Source organism: Stenotrophomonas rhizophila (assembly GCF_020857975.1).
Classification (GTDB): domain Bacteria; phylum Pseudomonadota; class Gammaproteobacteria; order Xanthomonadales; family Xanthomonadaceae; genus Stenotrophomonas; species Stenotrophomonas rhizophila_C.
This window is the reverse complement of record NZ_JACWUO010000016.1, coordinates 46489-65567: the sequence shown is the minus strand read 5'-3', so window position 1 is coordinate 65567 and position 19079 is coordinate 46489. Positions and strand designations below refer to the sequence as shown.

The following is a 19079-nucleotide window of genomic DNA, read 5'->3' as shown; positions in this document are numbered from 1 at the left end:
TTCTTCCTGCCGATGCAATGGCCGTCGCAGCGTTGGCACGACGCTGCGCATGAGGACGGGGAGTGCCGGCGACGTGTGGCGGGCAGTGTCTTCGCTCGGGTCTGTCGCGAGCGTGTGGGCCCCGTAGCGGCCGGTAGGCCCCTGGTGCAAATGTCCCCCGGCCGCGTGGCGGCCTCCTCCTTTACTTTGCCCAGGGGCCTGCCGGCCGCTACGGGGCTCGGCTTGCGGCAAGCAAGTGGACGCGCGGCTTTTCTGGCTGCAGTCGGTGGGTCGGGCGCTGGGGCCCCATGCCCTTGGAGGGGAAGTAAAGGAGGAGGCCGCCGCGCGGCCGGGGGACATTCGCCGGAAAGGGCATGGGGCCCCAGCGCCCGACCCACCGACCCCCGCGCCTGGATATGGGCGAAGAACCAAAAAAAAGCCCCGGATCGCTCCGGGGCTTTTCGTTTTCAATTCAGGTGACCACCGCAGTGGCCACCTACCGCCGGATCAACGATCCGGACGGTGCGCGGCGTTGCCTTCGCTCTGGCGTTCCAGGAACTCCCTGGACGGCTCGTCCAGCTTGTCGCCCAGCATGCGCCGCACCACCACGAAGAACACCGGGATCATCAGCAGGCCCAGGAAGGTGGCAAACACCATGCCGCCGATCACGCCGGTACCGATGGCGTGACGGGCATTGGCACCGGCGCCGGTGGAAATGGCCATCGGGATCACGCCCATGATGAAGGCGAACGAGGTCATCAGGATCGGGCGGAAGCGCAGGCGCGAGGCCTCAATGGTGGCTTCGCGCAGGTTCTTGCCCGCCGCGCGTTGCTCCACCGCGAACTCCACGATCAGGATCGCATTCTTGGCCGCCAGGCCAATCACCGTGATCAGGCCGATCTTGAAGTACAGGTCGTTGGGCAGCCCGCGCGCCAGCGAGAACGCCAGCGCACCGAGCACGCCCAGCGGCACCACCAGCAGCACCGCCACCGGGATCGACCAGCTCTCATACAGCGCGGCCAGGCACAGGAACACCACCACGATCGACAACACCAGCAGCAGCGTGGCTGCATTGCCGGCCAGGATTTCCTGGTAGGACATGCCCGACCAGTCGTAGCCGAAGCCGGCCGGCAGGTCGTCGGTGACAATCCGCTGCATGGCGTCCATCGCCTCGCCCGAGCTGCGCCCCGGTGCCTGCGAACCGACGATGTTGATTGCCGAGTAGCCGTTGTAGCGGCTCAGCGACGGCGGCGCGGAGACCCACTCGGACTTGACCACGGTGCTCAGCGGAATCATCGCCGGGGTACCGTCGGGGTTGGTCTGCAGCGCGCTGGGCGTGTAGAAGCTGTTCAACGACTCGGCACCGGTGCGGTACGGGCCATCGGCCTGCATGGTCACCCGCTTGATGCGGCCTTCATAGAAGAAGTCGTTGACGTACACCGGGGCCAGCATCAGCTGGATGGTGCTGTACACGTCCGACACCGACAGGCCCATGGTCTGGGCCTGCACGCGATCCACGTGCAGCTGCAGCTGCGGGGCGTTTTCCAGGCCGTTGGGGCGCACGCCGGTGAGCAGTTCGCTCTCCTGCGCGGCCTTGCCCAGCAGGATGTTGCGGGCCTCGGTAAGTTTCTCGAAGCCGGCACCGCCGCGGTCCTGCAGCCACATGTCAAAGCCGCCGAACTGGCCCAGGCCCTGCACGGTGGGCAGGTTGACCACGAAGATCTGGGCTTCCTTGATCCCGTAGAACGCGCCGTTCATGTTGTTGATGAACTCGGGCACGGTGATGTCGCGGTCGGCCCAGGGCTTGAGCCGGATGAAGCCCATGCCGACGTTTTCGCCGGAACCGACGAAGCTGAAACCGGCCACCTGCAGCATGCCTTCGAAGCCATCCTGCTTTTCCAGCACGCCGCGCATCTGCGCGAAGGTGGCGTTGGTCTGGGCCTTGGTCGAGCCCGGCGGCAGCTGCACGATCGCCAGCGCATAGCCCTGGTCTTCCTCGGGCAGGAAGCTGCCGGGCATGCGCGTGAACAGGAAACCGCACAGCACGGTGAGCACCACGAACAGGATCATCCAGCGCGGCGCGTGCTTCACCGCCGAGGTGATGTGGCCCACGTAGGTATTGCTGACCTTGTCGTAGTACTTGTTGAAGGTACGGTAGACGATGTTGGGGTGGTCGTTGTGGGTCGGCTTGAGGAAGGTCGCGCACAGCGCCGGGGTGAAGCCCAGCGCCAGGAACGCCGAGAACCCCATCGCAATGGCGATGGTCAGGGCGAACTGCTTGTAGATCTCACCGGCCGCGCCGCCCTGCAGGGCCGAGGGAATGAACACCGCCGCCAGCACCACGGTGATGGCCACCACCGCACCGGTGATCTGGGTCATGGCCTTCTGGGTGGCGGCCTTGGGCGGCAGCTTCTCCTCGGTCATGATCCGCTCGACGTTCTCGATCACCACGATCGCGTCATCGACCACGATGCCGATCGCCAGCACCATCGCAAACAGGGTCAGCTGGTTGATGGTGAAGCCGATGATGCTCATGCCCAGGAAGGTGCCGAGCAGCGCCACCGGGATGACCAGGGTGGGGATCAGGGTGGCGCGGAAGTTCTGCAGGAAGATCAGCATCACCAGGAACACCAGGAACACCGCTTCGATCAGCGTCTTGACCACTTCCTCGATCGAGATCTTGACGAAGGTGGTGCTGTCGTACGGCGAGAACCAGCTCACCCCGGCCGGGAAGCTGGGCTGCAGCTCGTCCATCTTGGCGGTGACCGCGTTGGCCACGTTCAGGGCATTGGCGCCGGGCAGCAGCTGGATCGCGAAGGCGCCGGTGGGCTTGCCGTTGTACTGGGTGTCAAAGCCGTAGTTGTTGGCGCCGAAGGCGATCCGGGCCACGTCCTTGAGCATCACCCGCGAACCGTCGGCATTGGCGCGCAGGATGATGTTCTCGAACTCCTGCGGCGAGCTGAAGCGGCCCTCGGCCGAGACCGTGGCGGTGAAGTAATGCCCGGCCGGGGACGGGTCCGAGCCCAGCGAGCCGGCAGCGAACTGCACGTTCTGGTTCTTGATCGCGGCCAGCACCTGGCTGGCCGACAGGCCGTAACCCTGCATCTTCTCCGGATTGAGCCAGATGTTCATGGCGTACTCCGAACCGAACTGCTGGGTGCTGCCCACGCCGGGGATGCGCGAGATCTGGTCGAGCACGCGCGACCCGACGATGTCGTTGAGCGCGTCGCGGTCGATCGCCGCGCTGTCGGACTGCAGCGCCACCACCATCAGGAAGCCGGCGTTGGCCTTGGCCACCACCACGCCCTGCTGGGTCACTTCGGTGGGCAGGCGCGGGGTGGCCAGCGACACCTTGTTCTGCACCTGGACCTGGGCGATGTCCGGATCGGTACCGGTTTCGAAGGTCAGGGTGATGCTGGCGCGGCCGTTGGAGGCCGAGGACGAGTTGAAGTACAGCAGGTGATCGATACCGGTCAGCTGCTGCTCGATCACCTGGGTGACCGACTTTTCGGTGGTGTCGGCGCTGGCGCCGGGATAGGTGGCGCTCACCGTCACCTGGGGCGGTGCGATGCTTGGATAGGACTCCACGCCCAGGCCAAGGATCGAAATCACGCCCGAAAGCGAGATCAGGATCGCGACCACCCAGGCGAATACCGGGTGTTCAATGAAAAATTTAGGCATGACCGAGGGTTCCCGTTATTGCTTGTTCGGTTCGGCGGCCGGAGCGGCGTCGGACGTGTCGGCGGCGGCATCGGCCGGCGCGGCGGCAGGCTTGGCCGCCGCGGCCGGGGCGGCGCCTGCCGCGGCGGGGGCCTTGCCGGTGCCGTTGGCAGCGGCCGGGGTCCACGGGGTGGCCTTGGCCGGCGCGCCTTCCTTGACCTTCTGCACGCCGGCCACGATCACCTGGTCGCCGTTGTCCAGTCCACCGCTGACCAGCCAGTTGCTGCCCTGCTGGCCTTCGCTCTTGACGTTCTTGCGGACCACCTTGCCGTCCTTGCCGACCACCATGACATAGCCGCCGACGGTGTCGCGCTGCAGGGCCTGCAACGGCACCAGGAAGGCGTTGTTGCGCTCGCCCAGGGTGGCCTGGAAGCTGACGAAGGCACCCGGCAGCAGGATCTGCTGCGGGTTGGGCAGCACCGCGCGCAGCGAGACCGCGCCGGTGGCCGGGTCGACCGTGGTCGAGGAGAAGTCCAGCGTGCCCGGCTGGTCGTAGACGCTGCCGTCGGACAGCTTGACCTGCACGGTGGACTTGCCGTCCCCGCTCAGGGCCAGCTGGCCCTTGGCCTGGGCGGCGCGCATCTGGGTCAGCTCGTCCACGCTCATCGAGAAGTTCACGTACAGCGGGTCCAGCTGGTCCACGGTGGTCAGCAGGGTCACATCGCCCTGGCCGACCAGGGCGCCTTCGGTAACCTGCTGCTTGCCGGCACGGCCGCTGATCGGCGAGGTCACTTCGGCATAGCCGAGGTTGATCTTCGCGCTGGTCAGGGCGGCCTGGGCCTGCTGGACGGCCGCCGCAGCGGTGCGTTCGGCCGCTTCGGCGCTGTCCAGGTCCGAGCGCGAGACGAACTTCTGCGGGGCCAGCGAGCGGGCGCGGTTGGCCGCGGCCTTGGCATTGGCGTAGGTGGCCTGGGCCGAGGCCAGTTCGGCCTGCGAGGCGTTCAGCGAGGCGCGCAGCGGGGCCGGGTCGATCAGGAACAGGACCTGGCCCTGGCGCACGTCGGCCCCTTCCTGGTAGACGCGCTTGAGCAGCACGCCCGGCACCCGGGCGCGTACATCGGCGCTGCGGAACGGCGACAGCCGGCCGACCAGCTCACGCTGCAGCGGCAGGGTCTGCGGTTTGGCTTCGATCACGCCCACTTCCGGCGGCGGGGGCATCTGCTGCTCTGGCTTCTTGCAGGCGGTCAGTGCAACAGCGACTGCGCACGTCAGGGCAAGGGTGCGGAGTGGGGCGATCATCAGGAGAAACTCCGGTGTTGGTTTGAAGAAGGGTCCGGGGCCGCTTCGGGCGTGGCGAACGCGCGCAGGAAGCTGTCGACGGAAAATTCTGCCCAGCGGCGGCGCACGGCGGCGTCGGTGCGATGGGGGGTATGGAAGCGCTGCTTTTCGACGTCCAGGCCGATCAGCATGCTCAATAGCAGTTCAGCCATGAAGTGCGGGTCGTCATGCCGCAACTGGCCACGGGCGCAGCGCGTATCGATCCATTCAGCAACGTGAATAAGTAGCGCCCCGGCGCCGTCGCGGTAGAGCGCGCGGGCTTCCTGGGGGAACTGCCCCGAATCGGCGGCGATCAGCCGGCGGGCCTGGATCACATGGGGTTGGTTGCTGTGCTCCAGGTAGTCGGTGGCGAACTGCAGCAGGCTGCCGCGCAGGTCGCCTTCGTCCAGGCTGTGCAGGCTGGCGGTGGCGCGGCTGACATGCCGTTGCATCACCCGGCGCAGCAACTCCTGTTTGCTGCCGTAGCGGCTGTAGAGCGTCTGCTTGGAGCAGCCGGCCTGCTGGGCCACCGAGTCCATGCTGATCTGCATGCCCTGGGTGGCGAACAGGTCGCGCACGGCGTCGAACACGCGCTGGTCGCGCGCATCCATGGCGCTGGCGGCGGGGTGTGGGGGAGTCACGGGGTGGACTATACCGTCCAGTTCACAATTGGGGAAGCCTTGCATTTCGCTGGCGTGTGATGGCCGACGTCAAGTTGCAACCGCCGCCGCCGATGCTGGCGGGCATGGCATCGCGCAGGGCTTGTCCGTACCCGACCGGATCGCGCGGCGTCGATGTAAACGGCACCCAACCCGAAATGGCTTATTCCGTCCTGCAGCAAGGTATTTTTGTGCGGTAGGCCTACAATTTCATTTTCCCAACTGGGCAACACCACCGCTCCGTCATGAAACCGCAGAAACCAGCAGCCAAGACCGTGAAAAACAAATCCACCCCAGCCGATACGCAGACTGTTTCGCCAGTGGGCTTCTCGCTGGAGCCGGTGTACACGGCCTTGCGCAAGCGTTACCCGGCGGCCGGGCAGGCCGAAGCAGTGGCGTTCGCCGCCGGCTTCTACAAGCGAATGGAGCCGGACGAGTTCCCGCACCATACCGCCGAGGAGTGGGCCGCCCTGGCCGCCGACACGCTGGAGTTCGCGCGTGTCCGCAAGCCGGGCAAGGCCAATGTGCGCGTGTTCAACCCGAGTCTGAAGGGCAACGGGTGGGAGTCGGCGCATACGGTGCTGCAGATCGTCAACGACGACATGCCGTTCCTGGTCGACACGGTGACCATGTCGCTGGCCGAGCATGGCATCGGCGTGCACGTGCTGGGCCACCCGGTGCTGCGCTTTGCGCGCGACAAGGCCGGCAAGCTCTCCGGCGTTGGCCAGGGCAATGCCGAGTCGGTGATGCTGCTGGAAATCGACCGCCAGCCGGCCGATGCCATGGCCGACGTCGAAAAGGCGATCACCAAGGCGCTGGATGAAGTGCGGGCCATCGTGCGCGACTGGGAGGCCATGCGCGGCAAGGCGCTGGCCCTGGCCGAGGACCTGGGCAGCCGCCAGCTGCCGGTCGATGCCGCCTCGCGCGGGGAGGCGCAGGAATTCCTGCGCTGGGCCGCCGACAACCACTTCACCTTCTTCGGCTACCGCGAATACCGCGTGGAGAAGCAGGGCAAGGAAGAGGTGCTGGCACCGCTCAACGACACCGGCCTGGGTCTGATGCGCGGGCAGGACAAGTCCGCTGCGCGCCCGGTCAAGACCCTGGCCGCGCAGGGCCTCAACGCCACCACCGGGTTGAAGGACGCGCTGATCCTGACCAAGACCAATGCCCGCTCGCGCGTGCACCGTTCCGGTTACATGGATTACATCGGCGTGCTGGAATTCGACGCCAAGGGCAAGATCATCGGCGAACAGCGCTTCCTGGGCCTGTTCACCTCCAGCGCCTACAACCGCCGCCCGTGGGAAATCCCGCTGGTGCGCCAGCGCCACGAATACGTGATGAGCCAGTCCGGCCTGGCCCCGGCCAGCCACAGCGGCAAGGCGCTGCGCCACATCCTGGAAACCCTGCCGCGCGAAGAGCTGTTCCAGTCCAGCGAGGATGAACTGTTCCGCACCGCGATGGGGGTGCTGGGCCTGCAGGAACGCGTGCGCAGCCGCCTGTTCCTGCGCCGCGACAAGTACAGCCGTTTCATTTCCGCGCTGGTCTACCTGCCGCGCGAACGCTTCAACACCGATGTGCGCCTGCGCATCGAAGCCATGCTCAAGGACGCGCTGCAGGGCGAGTACGTGGACAGCTCGGTAGTGCTGGGCGAATCGCCGCTGGCCCAGGTGCACCTGATCGTGCGCCCCAAGGCCGGCCAGACCCTGGAAGTGGACACCAGCGAACTGGAACAGAAGCTGGCCCAGGTGCTGCGCAACTGGCAGGACGACCTGCGCGAAGCGCTGGTGGCCCGCCACGGTGAAAGCGAAGGCCTGCGCATCGCCGCCCGCATCGGCAAGGCGCTGCCGGCCGGCTACATCGAAGACTCCAGCACCGAGATCGCCGCCAACGACGTCAGCCAGCTCGATGCGCTGACCGGCCCGGACGACCTGCGCCTGAGCCTGCAGGCCGTGCAGCGCGAAGGCGGCGATGGCCTGCGCCTGAAGCTGTACCGCCAGCTGGACGACATTCCGCTGTCGGACGCGCTGCCGATGATGGAAAACATGGGCCTGCGCGTGATCGCCGAGCGTCCGTACCGCCTGACGGTGGACAACGCGCCGGTGTATGTGCAGGACTTCGAAGTGGAATCGGTGGCCGGCGCGATCGACGCCGCCAGCGTGGATGCCGCCTTCGGTGAAACCTTCGCCCGCGTCTGGCACGGCGATGCCGAGAACGACGGCTTCAACCGCCTGGTGCTGGCCGCCGGCCTGCATTGGCGCCAGGTGGCGATGCTGCGTGGCTACTGCAAGTACCTGCTGCAGACCGGCGTGCCGTTCTCGCAGGCCTACGTGGAAGGCACGTTCGCCCGCTACCCGCTGCTGGCCCGCCTGCTGGTGGAGCTGTTCGAAGCGCGCTTCGACCCGGCCACCGGCAACGAAAGCAAGGACGCCATCGCCGAAGGCCAAGCCCAGCTGCGCACGCACTTGAATGTGCTGTCCGGCGGCGACGAGGCCACCTTGAAGGTGCTCAAGACCGTGGTCGAGGCCCGCAAGGGCGACCGCAAGGCGCAGATGGATGCCGCGCGCGAGGCCCTGCTCAAGCTGATGGACCGTGTCTCCAGCCTGGACGAAGACCGCATCCTGCGCAGCTTCATGGGCGTGATCGACGCCACCCTGCGCACCAGCTACTACCAGACCGATGCCGACGGCCAGCCGGGCCACTGCATCAGCTTCAAGTTCGATTCGGCGCTGGTGCCGGACCTGCCCAAGCCGCGCCCGTACCGCGAAATCTTCGTGTATGGCCCGCGCGTGGAAGGCACCCACCTGCGCTTTGGTGCCGTCGCCCGCGGCGGTCTGCGCTGGTCGGACCGTCGCGAAGACTTCCGCACCGAAGTGCTGGGCCTGGTCAAGGCGCAGATGGTCAAGAACACGGTGATCGTGCCGGTTGGCGCCAAGGGCGGCTTCTTCGCCAAGACGCCGCCGCTCAACGGCGACCGCGACGCGGTGTTCGCCAACGGCGTGGCCTGCTACAAGCTGTTCATCCAGGGCCTGCTGGACATCACCGACAACATCGTCAACAACAAGATCGTGCCGCCGGTGGACGTGGTCCGCCACGACATGGACGACCCGTACCTGGTGGTGGCCGCCGACAAGGGCACGGCGACCTTCTCCGACATCGCCAACGGCCTGGCCCTGGCCCACGGCTTCTGGATGGGCGATGCGTTCGCCTCCGGCGGTTCGGTCGGTTACGACCACAAGGGCATGGGCATCACCGCGCGCGGTGCGTGGGAGTCGGTCAAGCGCCACTTCCGTGCGTTGGGCCGCGACAGCCAGAGCCAGGACTTCACCGCGGTGGGCGTGGGCGACATGTCCGGCGATGTGTTCGGCAACGGCATGCTGTTGTCGCGCCACATCCGCCTAGTCGCCGCGTTCGACCACCGCCACATCTTCCTGGACCCCAACCCGGATGCGGCCACCACCTTCGTCGAACGCGAACGTCTGTTCACCGTGCCGCGCTCCAGCTGGGCCGACTACGATGCCAAGCTGATCAGCAAGGGCGGCGGCATCTTCCCGCGCACGCTGAAGTCGATCGAACTCACCCCGCAGGTGCGCGAGGTGCTGGGCCTGGACGACAGCGTCAAGGCGCTGTCGCCGAACGACCTGATGAGCGCCATCCTCAAGGCCCCGGTCGACCTGCTGTGGAACGGCGGCATCGGTACCTACGTCAAGGCCGCCAGCGAGCAGCACAGCGACGTCGGCGACCGCGCCAACAACGCACTGCGCGTCAACGGTGGCGAGCTGCGCTGCAAGGTGGTGGGCGAGGGCGGCAACCTGGGCATGACCCAGCTGGGCCGCATCGAGGCTGCCCAGGCCGGGGTGCTGCTCAACACCGACTTCATCGACAACTCGGCCGGCGTGGATACCTCCGACCACGAAGTCAACATCAAGATCCTGCTCAACGATGTGGTGCGGGCCAAGAAGCTGACCATCGAACAGCGCAACAAGCTGCTGGCCTCGATGACCGATGAAGTGGCCGCGCTGGTGCTCAACGACAACTACCGCCAGAACCAGGCCCTGAGCCTGATGGAGCGGATGGCGGTCAAGCGCCTGGGCTCCAAGCAGCACTTCATCCGTACTCTGGAACAGCAGGGCCTGCTCGACCGCCAGATCGAGTTCCTGCCGTCGGACGCCGAGCTGTCGGCCCGCAAGGCGCGCGGCCAGGGCCTGACCCGTCCGGAGCTGTCGGTGCTGTTGTCCTATTCCAAGCTGGTGGCCTTCCAGCAGCTGCTCGAATCGGACATCCCCGAAGACCCGTACCTGTCCAAGGAGCTGCAGCGTTACTTCCCCACGCCGCTGCAGAAGAAGTACGCCGATGCGATGGAGCGCCACCGCCTGAAGCGCGAAATCATCGCCACGGCAGTGACCAACCAGACTATCAACCGGATGGGCGCCACCTTCCTGATGCGCATGCAGGAAGACACCGGCCGCAGCGTGGCCGAGGTCGCCAAGGCCTATACGATCAGCCGTGAAACGCTGGACGCGCGCGCGCTGTGGGCGCAGATCGACGCCCTCGATGGCACCTTGCCCGAGTCGGTGCAGATCGACGCGCTGGAAGTGATCTGGAAGCTGCAGCGTTCGTTCGTGCGCTGGCTGCTGTCGCGCCAGGGTGCGATGCCGGGCATCACCGAAGCGGTCAACCGTTACCAGGCCGCCTTCAACGATATCCGCGTGGCCTCCGGCGTGCTGCCCGATTCGCAGCGCCCGGCCTACGAGGCCAGCGTGGCCGAGTGGAAGGAAAAGGGCCTGCCGCCGGCGCTGGCGCAGCAGTTGTCCGAGCTGCAGTTCCTGGAACCGGCGTTCGACATCATCGAACTGGCCCGGACCCGCAAGCTCAAGCCGGTGGATGTGTCCAAGGTCCACTTCCGCCTGGGCGATGCCCTGCAGCTGCCGTGGCTGTTCGAGCAGATCGATGCGCTGGAGGTCAACGGCCGCTGGCACGCGGTGGCCCGTGGCGTGCTGCGCGACGAGCTGGCCGCCCATCACCGCAACCTGGCTGCCCAGGTACTGTCGATGAAGGGCGGCAGCGCCGAAGCCAAGGTAGCCGCATGGATCGGCCGTGACGACAGCAGCCTGCGCTTCACCCTGGCGATGCTGGCTGAACTGGCCGAGCAGAAGACCCTGGACTACCCGACCGTCTCGGTCGCGGTGCAGCGCCTAGGTCAGTTGGCCGCGCACGGTGCGTAACGTGTAACGCCGGGCGTTTGCTTGGCTGATGCTACAAACGGACGGCCCCGCTCACGCGGGGCCGTTTTTGTTTGGTTGTTTGGCTTGGTGCGGAAAAGCTGCAAAGCAGCGAGTGCCGTTGGCGCTTGGGCTGGCCGGGACTGTGTGGGTTCACGGGACACGCCGCAAGTACGTCCCTGTAGGCTCCGCCACCGCATCCATGCGGTGGAGGGTCCCGTGAACCCACACAGCCCCGGCCTCGACAGTTCATCGGTGGCCATTGCAGAGCAAAGTGCAGAAGCACAGCACGTGCGCTGACGTTGGAGGGGCGTCTAACGAATGGCTGCTCTTCAATGCCCGACCTCATAACCTATACAGGAACCCAGTGCTCGCCAGCTTTTCGCTCTTCCATGGCAACCAGCCAACTGTCGAGGGTTGGGGGGTGTGGGTTCACGGGACCCTCGGCGCCATGGATGGCGCCGCGGAGCCTACACGGATGTACTTGCGGCGTGTCTCGTGAATCCACACCCCCCGCCCCCAACTCAGAACGGCGGGTGGCGGCTGCTTTGCTGTGGTGCGGCAGGTATGCTCTAGCAACATACCGCCCCACCGGATTCACCGATGAGCGACACCTACCGTATCGCTTTCCTGGCCAGCAACACCGAGGCGGCCCAGCAGGCGCTGGCGCTGATGCTGGACCGTTATGGCCATTGCCCGCCCGAGCAGGCCGATGTGCTGTGCCCGCTCGGTGGCGATGGCTTCATGCTGCAGACCCTGCACCGCCACGCGGCGCTGGGCAAGCCGGTGTTCGGCATGAAACTGGGCACGGTCGGCTTCCTGATGAACCAGTTCCGCGACGACGATCTGCCGGCACGGCTGGTCGCGGCCGAACCGGCCAACCTGCGCCCGCTGGAGATGCTGGCGCTGACCGAATCGGGTACCACCACCGGCTCGCTGGCCTATAACGACGTCTCACTGCTGCGCCAGACCCGCCAGGCCGCGCATATCGGCGTGGACCTCAACGGCCAGGAACGGGTGGCGGAGCTGATCGGCGACGGCGTGCTGGTGGCCACCCCGGCCGGCAGCACCGCCTACAACTATTCCGCGCATGGCCCAATCCTGCCGCTGGGCTCGCATACCATCGCGCTGACCCCGCTGGCGCCCTACCGCCCGCGGCGCTGGCGCGGGGCCATCCTCAAGGCCGACACCGAAGTGCGGTTCCGGGTGCTGGACCCGTACAAGCGCCCGGTCAGCGTCACCGCCGACTCGCACGAGACCCGCGACGTGATCGAAGTGACCATCCGCGAGTCGCGCGAGCGCCGGGTGACCCTGCTGTTCGATCCGGAACACAACCTGGAAGACCGGATCCTCAGCGAACAGTTCATGTTTTGACCGACAATAGCTGGCCGGCCACGTTGGCCGCATTGGATCTGTGACTGCCATGGGCGACAACACCCCCCGTTTGCTGACCGTAGCTGTGACCTCGCGCGCGCTGTTCGACCTGGAAGAAGGCCATGCGCTGTTCGAGGCCGAAGGTGTGGACGCCTACGCCGAGTACCAGCGCCAGCACGAGGACGACGTGCTGCGCCCCGGCGTGGCCTTCCCGGTGGTGCGCAAGCTGCTGGCGCTCAACCAGGGCCAGTCGCCGGAGTCGCCGCGGGTGGAAGTGATCCTGCTGTCGCGCAACTCGGCCGATACCGGCCTGCGCATCTTCAATTCGATCCAGCACTACGGGCTGGGCATCATCCGCGCCACCTTCACCGCCGGCGAGCCCACCTGGCCGTACGTCAAGCCGTTCGGCACCGACCTGTTCCTGTCGGCCAATCCCGAATCGGTGCGCCGCGCGCTGGCCCATGGCATTGCCGCGGCCACCATCCTGCCCAAGCCGCCGGGCGAGACCATCGCCGCGGCCGAACAGGTCGACCTGGGCCGGCCGCTGGGCCAGCTGCGCATCGCCTTCGACGGCGATGCGGTGATCTTCGGCGATGAAAGCGAACGCATCTCGCGCGAGCAGGGCGTGGAAGCGTTCGGCCGGCATGAGCGCGAGAACGCGCGCGAGCCGCTCAGTGGCGGCCCGTTCCGCAATTTCCTGTCCGCGCTGCACACGCTGCAGGCGGTGTTCCCGTCCGGCGAAGATGCGCCGATCCGCACCGCGCTGGTCACCGCACGCTCGGCGCCGGCGCATGAGCGGGTGATCCGCACCCTGCGCGAGTGGGGCGTGCGCCTGGACGAGGCGCTGTTCCTGGGCGGCCGCCACAAGGGGCCGTTCCTGGAGGCGTTCGGCGCGGACATCTTCTTCGACGATTCCCAGCACAACATCGACAGCGCCCGCCAGCACCAGAGCGTGGCCGCCGGGCACGTGCCGCATGGCGTGGCCAACGACGGGTGATCCACCGCCGGAACGGGCGGTGCGGGCGCCGGCGGTAGGCCACCACCGTTGGTGGTGGCGCGGGCCGTGGGTGGTGGCGCATACCGATGATCGGCACTGCAGCGTATCCACCAACGGCGGATACCTACCGGATCGGCAATACCATCGGCGCGACCTGTGTATCCTCCAGCGGCAGGCGGATATCCACCAGTTTCCAGCGCAGGCCCGAGCGCTGCAGCACGAATACCAGCGGCGCGCCCTGCGGGGTGCGGGCGGTGGCGGTGAAGCGCGACAGCGACTGGAAATGGTGTTCGGCGCCCTGCAGTGGCCGCGGCTTGCGCGGCGCGGCGTAGGCGTCGCTGCTTTCCAGGTCGTTGCTGGCGCGCTTCCACAGGGTATGACCTTCCAGCAATGCGTCGATCCCGGTCGGGGTGACCATCGCGTCCACCGCGGTGCCGGTGAGCTTCTCGCTGGCACCCAGCAGCAGCGCGCCGAGCAGGTTCGATTGCAGCTCCGGCCCGGCGCGGCGCACCACGTAGTCGTTGAGCTGGGCGCGCAGGTTGGCGCGCAGCATCGGGAAATCGACATAGCGGTCGAGCTTGGCGGTGTCGCCGGTTTCGATCGCCTTGGCCAGGCCGCGCAGGGTCAGGTAGGGGCCGCTGACGCCGATCCCGCCCAGCAACAGCAGCACGGCCAGCAGCACCCAGGGCAGTTTCTTCATGTATCACGCATCGGCAGGAGTCCTCGATGAGCTTGCCGCAGCGCGCGTCAATCGGCGTGAAGGCCGCCGGTCCAGGCGCGGGGTGATGGTCAGAATTCCAGGTCCAGTGCCGCGCACAGGTAGTCCACGAACGGGCCGAGGGTGGCCAGGTCGGCGGCCAGGGTCTGGCGCAGCCGCGGGCCGGTCATCACCGCATCGTCCAACGCGCGCCAGAATACCCAGTTGCGGTGCTTGAGATCGTCGATGAACTCGAAGTCCGGCTCGAAGCCGCGCGGCGCCCGCACCAGCTTTTCGCTTTGTTCGAAGTCGAATTTCCTGCGCAGCACCGGCGAGTGCGCAGCGGCCTTCCAGCTGCCCGGGTTGTCGACGATGAAGTGCCGCAGCTTGCGCTGGGTGGCCGGCTCGGGGTGCCACAGGCCGGCGCCGACGAAGCTGCCGCCGGGCTGCAGGTGGATGTAGAACGACGGCGCCGGCACCTGCTTGCGGCGCTCATGGAACAACCGCGCGCCCTGCCAGGTCTTGTACGGCGACTTGTCATTGGAGAAGCGCGCATCCCGGTAGATGCGGAACAGCGAGCCGCCGACGCTGCGCGGGTCGGCGCGGAAGTGCGGGCTGACCGCGGCCAGGTCCGGCTGCAGGTCGGTGATCAGGCGCAGGAACGGTTCGCGTACGTGCGCTTCGTACTTGGGCTTGTGCTCGTTGAACCAGGTCTTGTCGTTGTGGCGGGCCAGCCCGCGCAGGAAGGTGAAGCTGGCAGGGGTGAAATAGGTACTCACAGGCTCTGCTCCAGGTGGGTGCCCCAGTCGCGCAGCTGCTGCAACAACGCCAGCTTGCCCGGGTCGGTGGCGTGCTCGGTGGCCAGCGCCTCCAGCTGCGCGCGGTACTGCGGCAGGGTCTGCTCGCCCAGCGCGGTGTCGCCCAGCAGGCGCTGGCGGCGGTAGTGGTTCCAGCGCGTGCGCTCGGTCGCATCCAGGCTGTCGGGATGGTTGCGCGCGCGGTAGCGGAACAGCAGCTCGGGCATGCGCGGATCGCGCAGGCGCTCGGCGAAGCTGGCCAGCTCGGCCGGCGGGCTGGTGCGGATGCGGGCCATCAAGGCCTTGTCGCCATCGGCAAGGAAGCCGTCATACAGCGAGGCGTCGACATCGCTGGGGCCCCGTGCGCGCTCGCCGCCGAACACCTGGCGGACCTTCTCGGCCAGCGCCGGGCCCAGCGCGCGCAGCTGCGCGGCCTTGGCCTCGATCGCGGCCACGTCCAGGCCCAGGCGCGCATGGTCGGCCGGGCGCAGGTGGTTCCATGCCACCAGCGCCGGCACCTTGTTGAGGTGCACTTCCTTGAGCGGCACGCGCTGCTCGCCTTCGGCCATGTCCGCCGCGCGGGTATACAGGCGTGCGGCGATGGTTTCCGGCGGCAGCTCCAGCAGCGGCGCGATGTCGCCGTCCAGGTCGAGCACGATGACGCGGTTGTTGATGAACGGGTGGCGCGCCAGCGGCAGCACCGGGGCGGCGCACAGCCGCTGGGCCGGGTAGCGCATGGAAATGTGCAGCACCGGCTGCATCGCATCGACATCCAGCAGGCCGCCGACAAAGCGCTTGTCGCGCAGCTTCAGCGCGTACTCCCACAACCGCGGCTGGGCCTGCTTGAACAACCGGGCCAGGCCGATGGTGGCATGCACGTCCGACAGCGCTTCGTGGGCGTCGCCCTGGCGCACCTGGTTGGCGCTGGCCAGTTGTTCGAGCTTGAACGAGGTGGCGCCGTCTTCGCGCTGTGGCCAGACCACGCCGTCCGGGCGCAGTGCATGCAGCAGGCGCATCATGTCCAGCAGGTCCCAGCGCGAGTTGCCGTTGCGCCACTCGCGCTCGTAGGGATCGTAGAAATTGCGGAACAGGCCGTGGCGGACGAACTCGTCGTCGAAGCGCAGCGTGTTGTAGCCCAGCGTGCAGGTGCCCGGCCTCGCCATCAGGTCGTTGATGCGCGAGAACGCCTCGGCTTCGCTGATGCCTGCCTGCAGCGCGTGCTGCGGGGTGATCCCGGTGATCAGGGTGGCGATCGGCGAGGGCAGGATGTCGTCGGCGGGCTTGACGTAGAAGCTGACCGGCTCGTCGATGATGTTCAGGTCGGCATCGGTGCGGATGCCGGCGAACTGCGCGATGCGGGTACGGCGCGGGTCCTGGCCGAAGGTTTCCAGGTCGTAGAACAGGAAGCTGTCAGTCATCAGTGCGCGCCCTCTAGCACGGGCAACTGCGCGTGCACGATGCGCTCCAGCGCGGTCCAGTCGATGCGGTCCAGGCTGTCGTGCCCGGCGGTGGCGTCCTGGAGGATGTGCCGCTGCAGCTCGGTGCGTTCCAGCGCCACCGCGTACGGGGTGTGCAGGAAGGTGACCATCGTGTAGTGCGGCACGAAGCGGGTCGGCCAGCGCGCCTGCAGTGCCTGTTCCAGTTCGCGCTGGAGCAGGAACTGCGGGTCGGCGACGCGGTCGCGCATTTCCAGGTAGTTTTCCAGCGCCATCTGCTGGATGGCCTGGGCATTGGGCTTGCGGTCGGCCTCGAAGGCGGCGAAGGCCTCGGCCAGCGAATCCTGTTCCAGCAGGTGGCCGGCCAGCGCGATGCAGTCCTCGAAGGCGCAGTTCATGCCCTGGCCGTGGAAGGGCACCATCGCATGCGCGGCATCGCCGAGCAGTACCGCGCGGCCCTGCAGGTGCCAGTGGGCCAGGTGCAGGGTGCCGAGCAGGCCGGGCGGATGTTCTTCCCAGTCGCGGCGCAGGTTGGGGATCAGCGCCAGCGCGTCGGGGAAATCGCGCGCGAACAGGGCTTCGGCTTCGGCGCCGCTGTTGGTGGTGGCAAAACTCGGGTCGCCTTCGTTGGGCAGGAACAGGGTGACGGTGAAGGTGCCTTCGTGGTTGGGCAGGGCGATGCACATGTAGTGTCCGCGTGGCCAGATGTGCAGCGCATTGGCCTCGATGCGGAAGCCGCCGTCGGCGGTCGGCGGGATCTCCAGCTCCTTGTAGGAGTGGTCGAGGAACTCGGTGCGCTCGTCCAGTGGCTGTTTGCGGTTCATCGCCGCGCGCAGGGCCGAGCCGGCACCGTCGGCCCCGATCAGGGTGTCGAAGCGGATGTCATGCGGCTGGTCGTCGCGGTCGTCGATGAAGCGCGCGTAGCCGGCGTCGAAGTCGACCGTATGCAGGCGGCGATGGAAATGCACGGTGGCGCCGGCGTCTTCGGCCAGCTGCAGCAAGGTGGTGTTGAGGTCCCTGCGGTGGATCGACCAGATCACCTCGCTGTCGTCGCGGCCATAGCGTTGCAGCTGCGGCTGGCCCTGCCGTGGGTGGACCATGCGCCCGCGCATCATCACCGCCTTGGCCATCACCGCGTCTTCGACGCCGGCCTGGCGCAGCGCATTGCGGCCGCGTTCGGCCAGCGCCAGGTTGATCGAGCGGCCGGACTCGTAGTCGCTCACGCGCGGGTCGCCGCGGCGTTCGTACAGGGTGATCCGCCAGCCCTGGCGGGACAGCAGGATGGCGAGCAGGGAGCCGGCCAGGCCGGCGCCGATGATGCTCAGCGAGCGGGAGGGGGTAGCGATCAAGGCGGTGTCCGTGGGGGCGGGGAGGGCAGACGGGCTTACAGGCCTGCCCAGGCTTCCACTTCGTCGATGAAGTGGTGCAGGTCCTGGTAGCGGTTGTACAGCGGGGTGGGCGAGATGCGGATGACATCCGGCTCGCGCCAGTCGCCGAGCACGCCGACGGTCTGCAGGTATTCGAACAGGCTGCGGCCGCGTTCGCGGCCGCCGGCCACGCGCAGCGAGAGCTGGCAACCGCGGCGGTCCGGTTCGGTGGGGGTGAGTACGTCGAGCACGCCGGCCAGGCGGGCGCGCACCAGGGCATCGAGCAGGCCGGTCAGGCGCAGCGATTTGTCGCGCATGGCGGCGATGCCGCCGGCCTTGTCGACCACGTCCAGGGCTGCGCGCAGCGGCGCCAGGCCGAGCACGGGCGGGTTGCTGAGCTGCCAGCCCTCGGCTCCGACGGCCGGGACGAACTGCGGGGCCATCTTGAAGCGGGTGGCTTCTTCGTGCCCCCACCAGCCGGCGAAGCGGGGCAGGCTGGTGTCGCGGTGGTGGCGTTCGTGCACGAAACAGCCGGCGACCGCACCGGGGCCGGCGTTGAGGTATTTGTAGTGGCACCAGACCGCGAAGTCCGGGGCGATGTCGTGCAGCTGCAGCGGCACGTTGCCGACCGAGTGGGCCAGGTCGAAGCCGACCCGGGCGCCCTGCAGGCGGGCCATGCGGGTGATGGCATCGAGGTCGAACACCTGGCCGCTGCGGTATTGCACGCCGGGCCACAGCACCAGCGCCAGGCGCGGGCCGTGCTCGGTGATGGCGCGCTCGATGGCCTGCAGCGAGATCGTGCCGTTGGGTTCGTCGGGCTGGACTTCGATGAGGTCGGTGGCCGGGTCGAAGCCGTGGAAGCGGATCTGCGATTCGACCGCGTGGCGGTCGGTGGGGAAGGCGCCGGCTTCCATCAGGATCGCCGGACGCTGCGCGGTGGGCCGGTAGAAGCTGACCATCATCAGGTGCAGGTTGACGCTGAGGGTGTTCATGGCAACCACTTCAGACGGCAGGGCGCCGACCACGCGGGCGAGCTGCTCGCTGACCAGGCGGTGGTAGCGCAGCCACTGGGTGTCACCGGTGAAGTGGCCTTCGACGGCCAGGCCGGCCCACTTGTCCATCACTTCCTGCACGGCGGCTTTGGCGCCGCGCGGCTGCAGGCCCAGCGAATTGCCGACGAAGTAGGTCTGGTCGCGGTGGTTGTGCTGGGGGAACACGAAGTCGTTGCGGATGGCGCGCAGCGGATCGGCGGCGTCCAGGGCAACGGCATGGGTGCGGCTGAGGATCTCGGACATGGTACGGCCAGCGGTGACAGTGGCTGACAGTTTACCGGGTGGTGGGGGTCTGGGCTGAATCTGGGGGCGTGGGTGGGGCCGGTAGCAACGGCAGCCGCAACGGCAAACCCCTGGCGTGTGCATCGACTGGAATGGGGCCGGGGCGGGTGGGTTTGCGGGACACGCTGCAAGTACGTCCCTGTAAGCTCCGCCATCGCATCCATGCGATGGAGGGTCCCGCAAACCCACCCGCCCCGGCCCCCGGATACTTGGCTGGTGTGCAGGGGAAGAGCGGGGGGCGGC

The 19079-nt window shown here is 67.5% G+C and carries 12 protein-coding genes; 4 read left to right on the top strand and 8 right to left on the bottom strand.

Features of this window, described 5'->3' with window-relative positions; genetic code table 11:
* Positions 1–486: 486 nt before the first annotated feature.
* The 3 genes from IC535_RS14540 to IC535_RS14530 are packed head-to-tail and all read right to left on the bottom strand — an operon-like array spanning position 487 to position 5567.
* Positions 487–3660, bottom strand: a complete 3174-nt coding sequence (locus IC535_RS14540) for a multidrug efflux RND transporter permease subunit (RefSeq protein WP_228887127.1) — start codon at positions 3658–3660, stop codon at positions 487–489.
* Between the two features lie 15 nt (positions 3661–3675).
* Positions 3676–4938, bottom strand: coding sequence for an efflux RND transporter periplasmic adaptor subunit (locus IC535_RS14535; protein WP_228887128.1), 1263 nt, complete (start codon positions 4936–4938; stop codon positions 3676–3678).
* Positions 4938–5567: a TetR/AcrR family transcriptional regulator gene (locus IC535_RS14530; protein ID WP_228887176.1), complete on the bottom strand. Its 630-nt coding sequence runs from the start codon at positions 5565–5567 to the stop codon at positions 4938–4940. The genes IC535_RS14535 and IC535_RS14530 overlap by 1 nt, the downstream gene beginning before the upstream one ends.
* 89 nt (positions 5568–5656) lie before the next feature.
* Between IC535_RS14530 and IC535_RS14525 the strand changes: the two genes are divergently transcribed.
* The 4 genes from IC535_RS14525 to IC535_RS14510 all read left to right on the top strand — a co-directional run bounded on the left by IC535_RS14525 (position 5657) and on the right by IC535_RS14510 (position 13205).
* A complete protein-coding gene (locus IC535_RS14525) occupies positions 5657–5815 on the top strand; it encodes a hypothetical protein (protein WP_228887129.1) in 159 nt (52 codons plus the stop codon).
* Positions 5816–5860: 45 nt separating this feature from the next.
* Positions 5861–10837: an NAD-glutamate dehydrogenase domain-containing protein gene (locus IC535_RS14520; RefSeq protein ID WP_228887130.1), complete on the top strand. Its 4977-nt coding sequence runs from the start codon at positions 5861–5863 to the stop codon at positions 10835–10837.
* A 600-nt stretch (positions 10838–11437) separates the two neighbouring features.
* Positions 11438–12208, top strand: a complete 771-nt coding sequence (locus IC535_RS14515; RefSeq protein ID WP_228887131.1) for an NAD kinase — start codon at positions 11438–11440, stop codon at positions 12206–12208.
* 49 nt (positions 12209–12257) lie between these two features.
* Entirely contained in the window at positions 12258–13205 is a 948-nt protein-coding gene (locus IC535_RS14510) for a 5'-nucleotidase (RefSeq protein WP_228887132.1), read from the top strand.
* 124 nt (positions 13206–13329) lie between these two features.
* On the opposite strand, the gene IC535_RS14505 is transcribed toward IC535_RS14510, so the two are convergent.
* From IC535_RS14505 to kynU, 5 genes are all read right to left on the bottom strand, one after another.
* A complete protein-coding gene (locus IC535_RS14505) occupies positions 13330–13905 on the bottom strand; it encodes a DUF2939 domain-containing protein (RefSeq protein WP_228887133.1) in 576 nt (191 codons plus the stop codon).
* A gap of 89 nt (positions 13906–13994) precedes the next feature.
* Positions 13995–14681, bottom strand: coding sequence for a DUF2461 domain-containing protein (locus IC535_RS14500; protein ID WP_228887134.1), 687 nt, complete (start codon positions 14679–14681; stop codon positions 13995–13997).
* Positions 14678–16117 carry an exodeoxyribonuclease I gene (sbcB, locus tag IC535_RS14495; protein WP_228887135.1) on the bottom strand — a complete coding sequence of 480 codons (1440 nt, stop codon included), beginning with the start codon at positions 16115–16117 and terminating at the stop codon, positions 14678–14680. Before sbcB ends, IC535_RS14500 begins: the two co-directional genes overlap by 4 nt.
* Complete coding sequence (locus tag IC535_RS14490) at positions 16117–17484, bottom strand: FAD-dependent oxidoreductase (RefSeq protein WP_228887136.1); 1368 nt, start codon at positions 17482–17484, stop codon at positions 16117–16119. Before IC535_RS14490 ends, sbcB begins: the two co-directional genes overlap by 1 nt.
* 35 nt (positions 17485–17519) lie before the next feature.
* Positions 17520–18797, bottom strand: a complete 1278-nt coding sequence (gene kynU, locus IC535_RS14485; protein ID WP_228887137.1) for a kynureninase — start codon at positions 18795–18797, stop codon at positions 17520–17522.
* Positions 18798–19079: the final 282 nt, after the last annotated feature.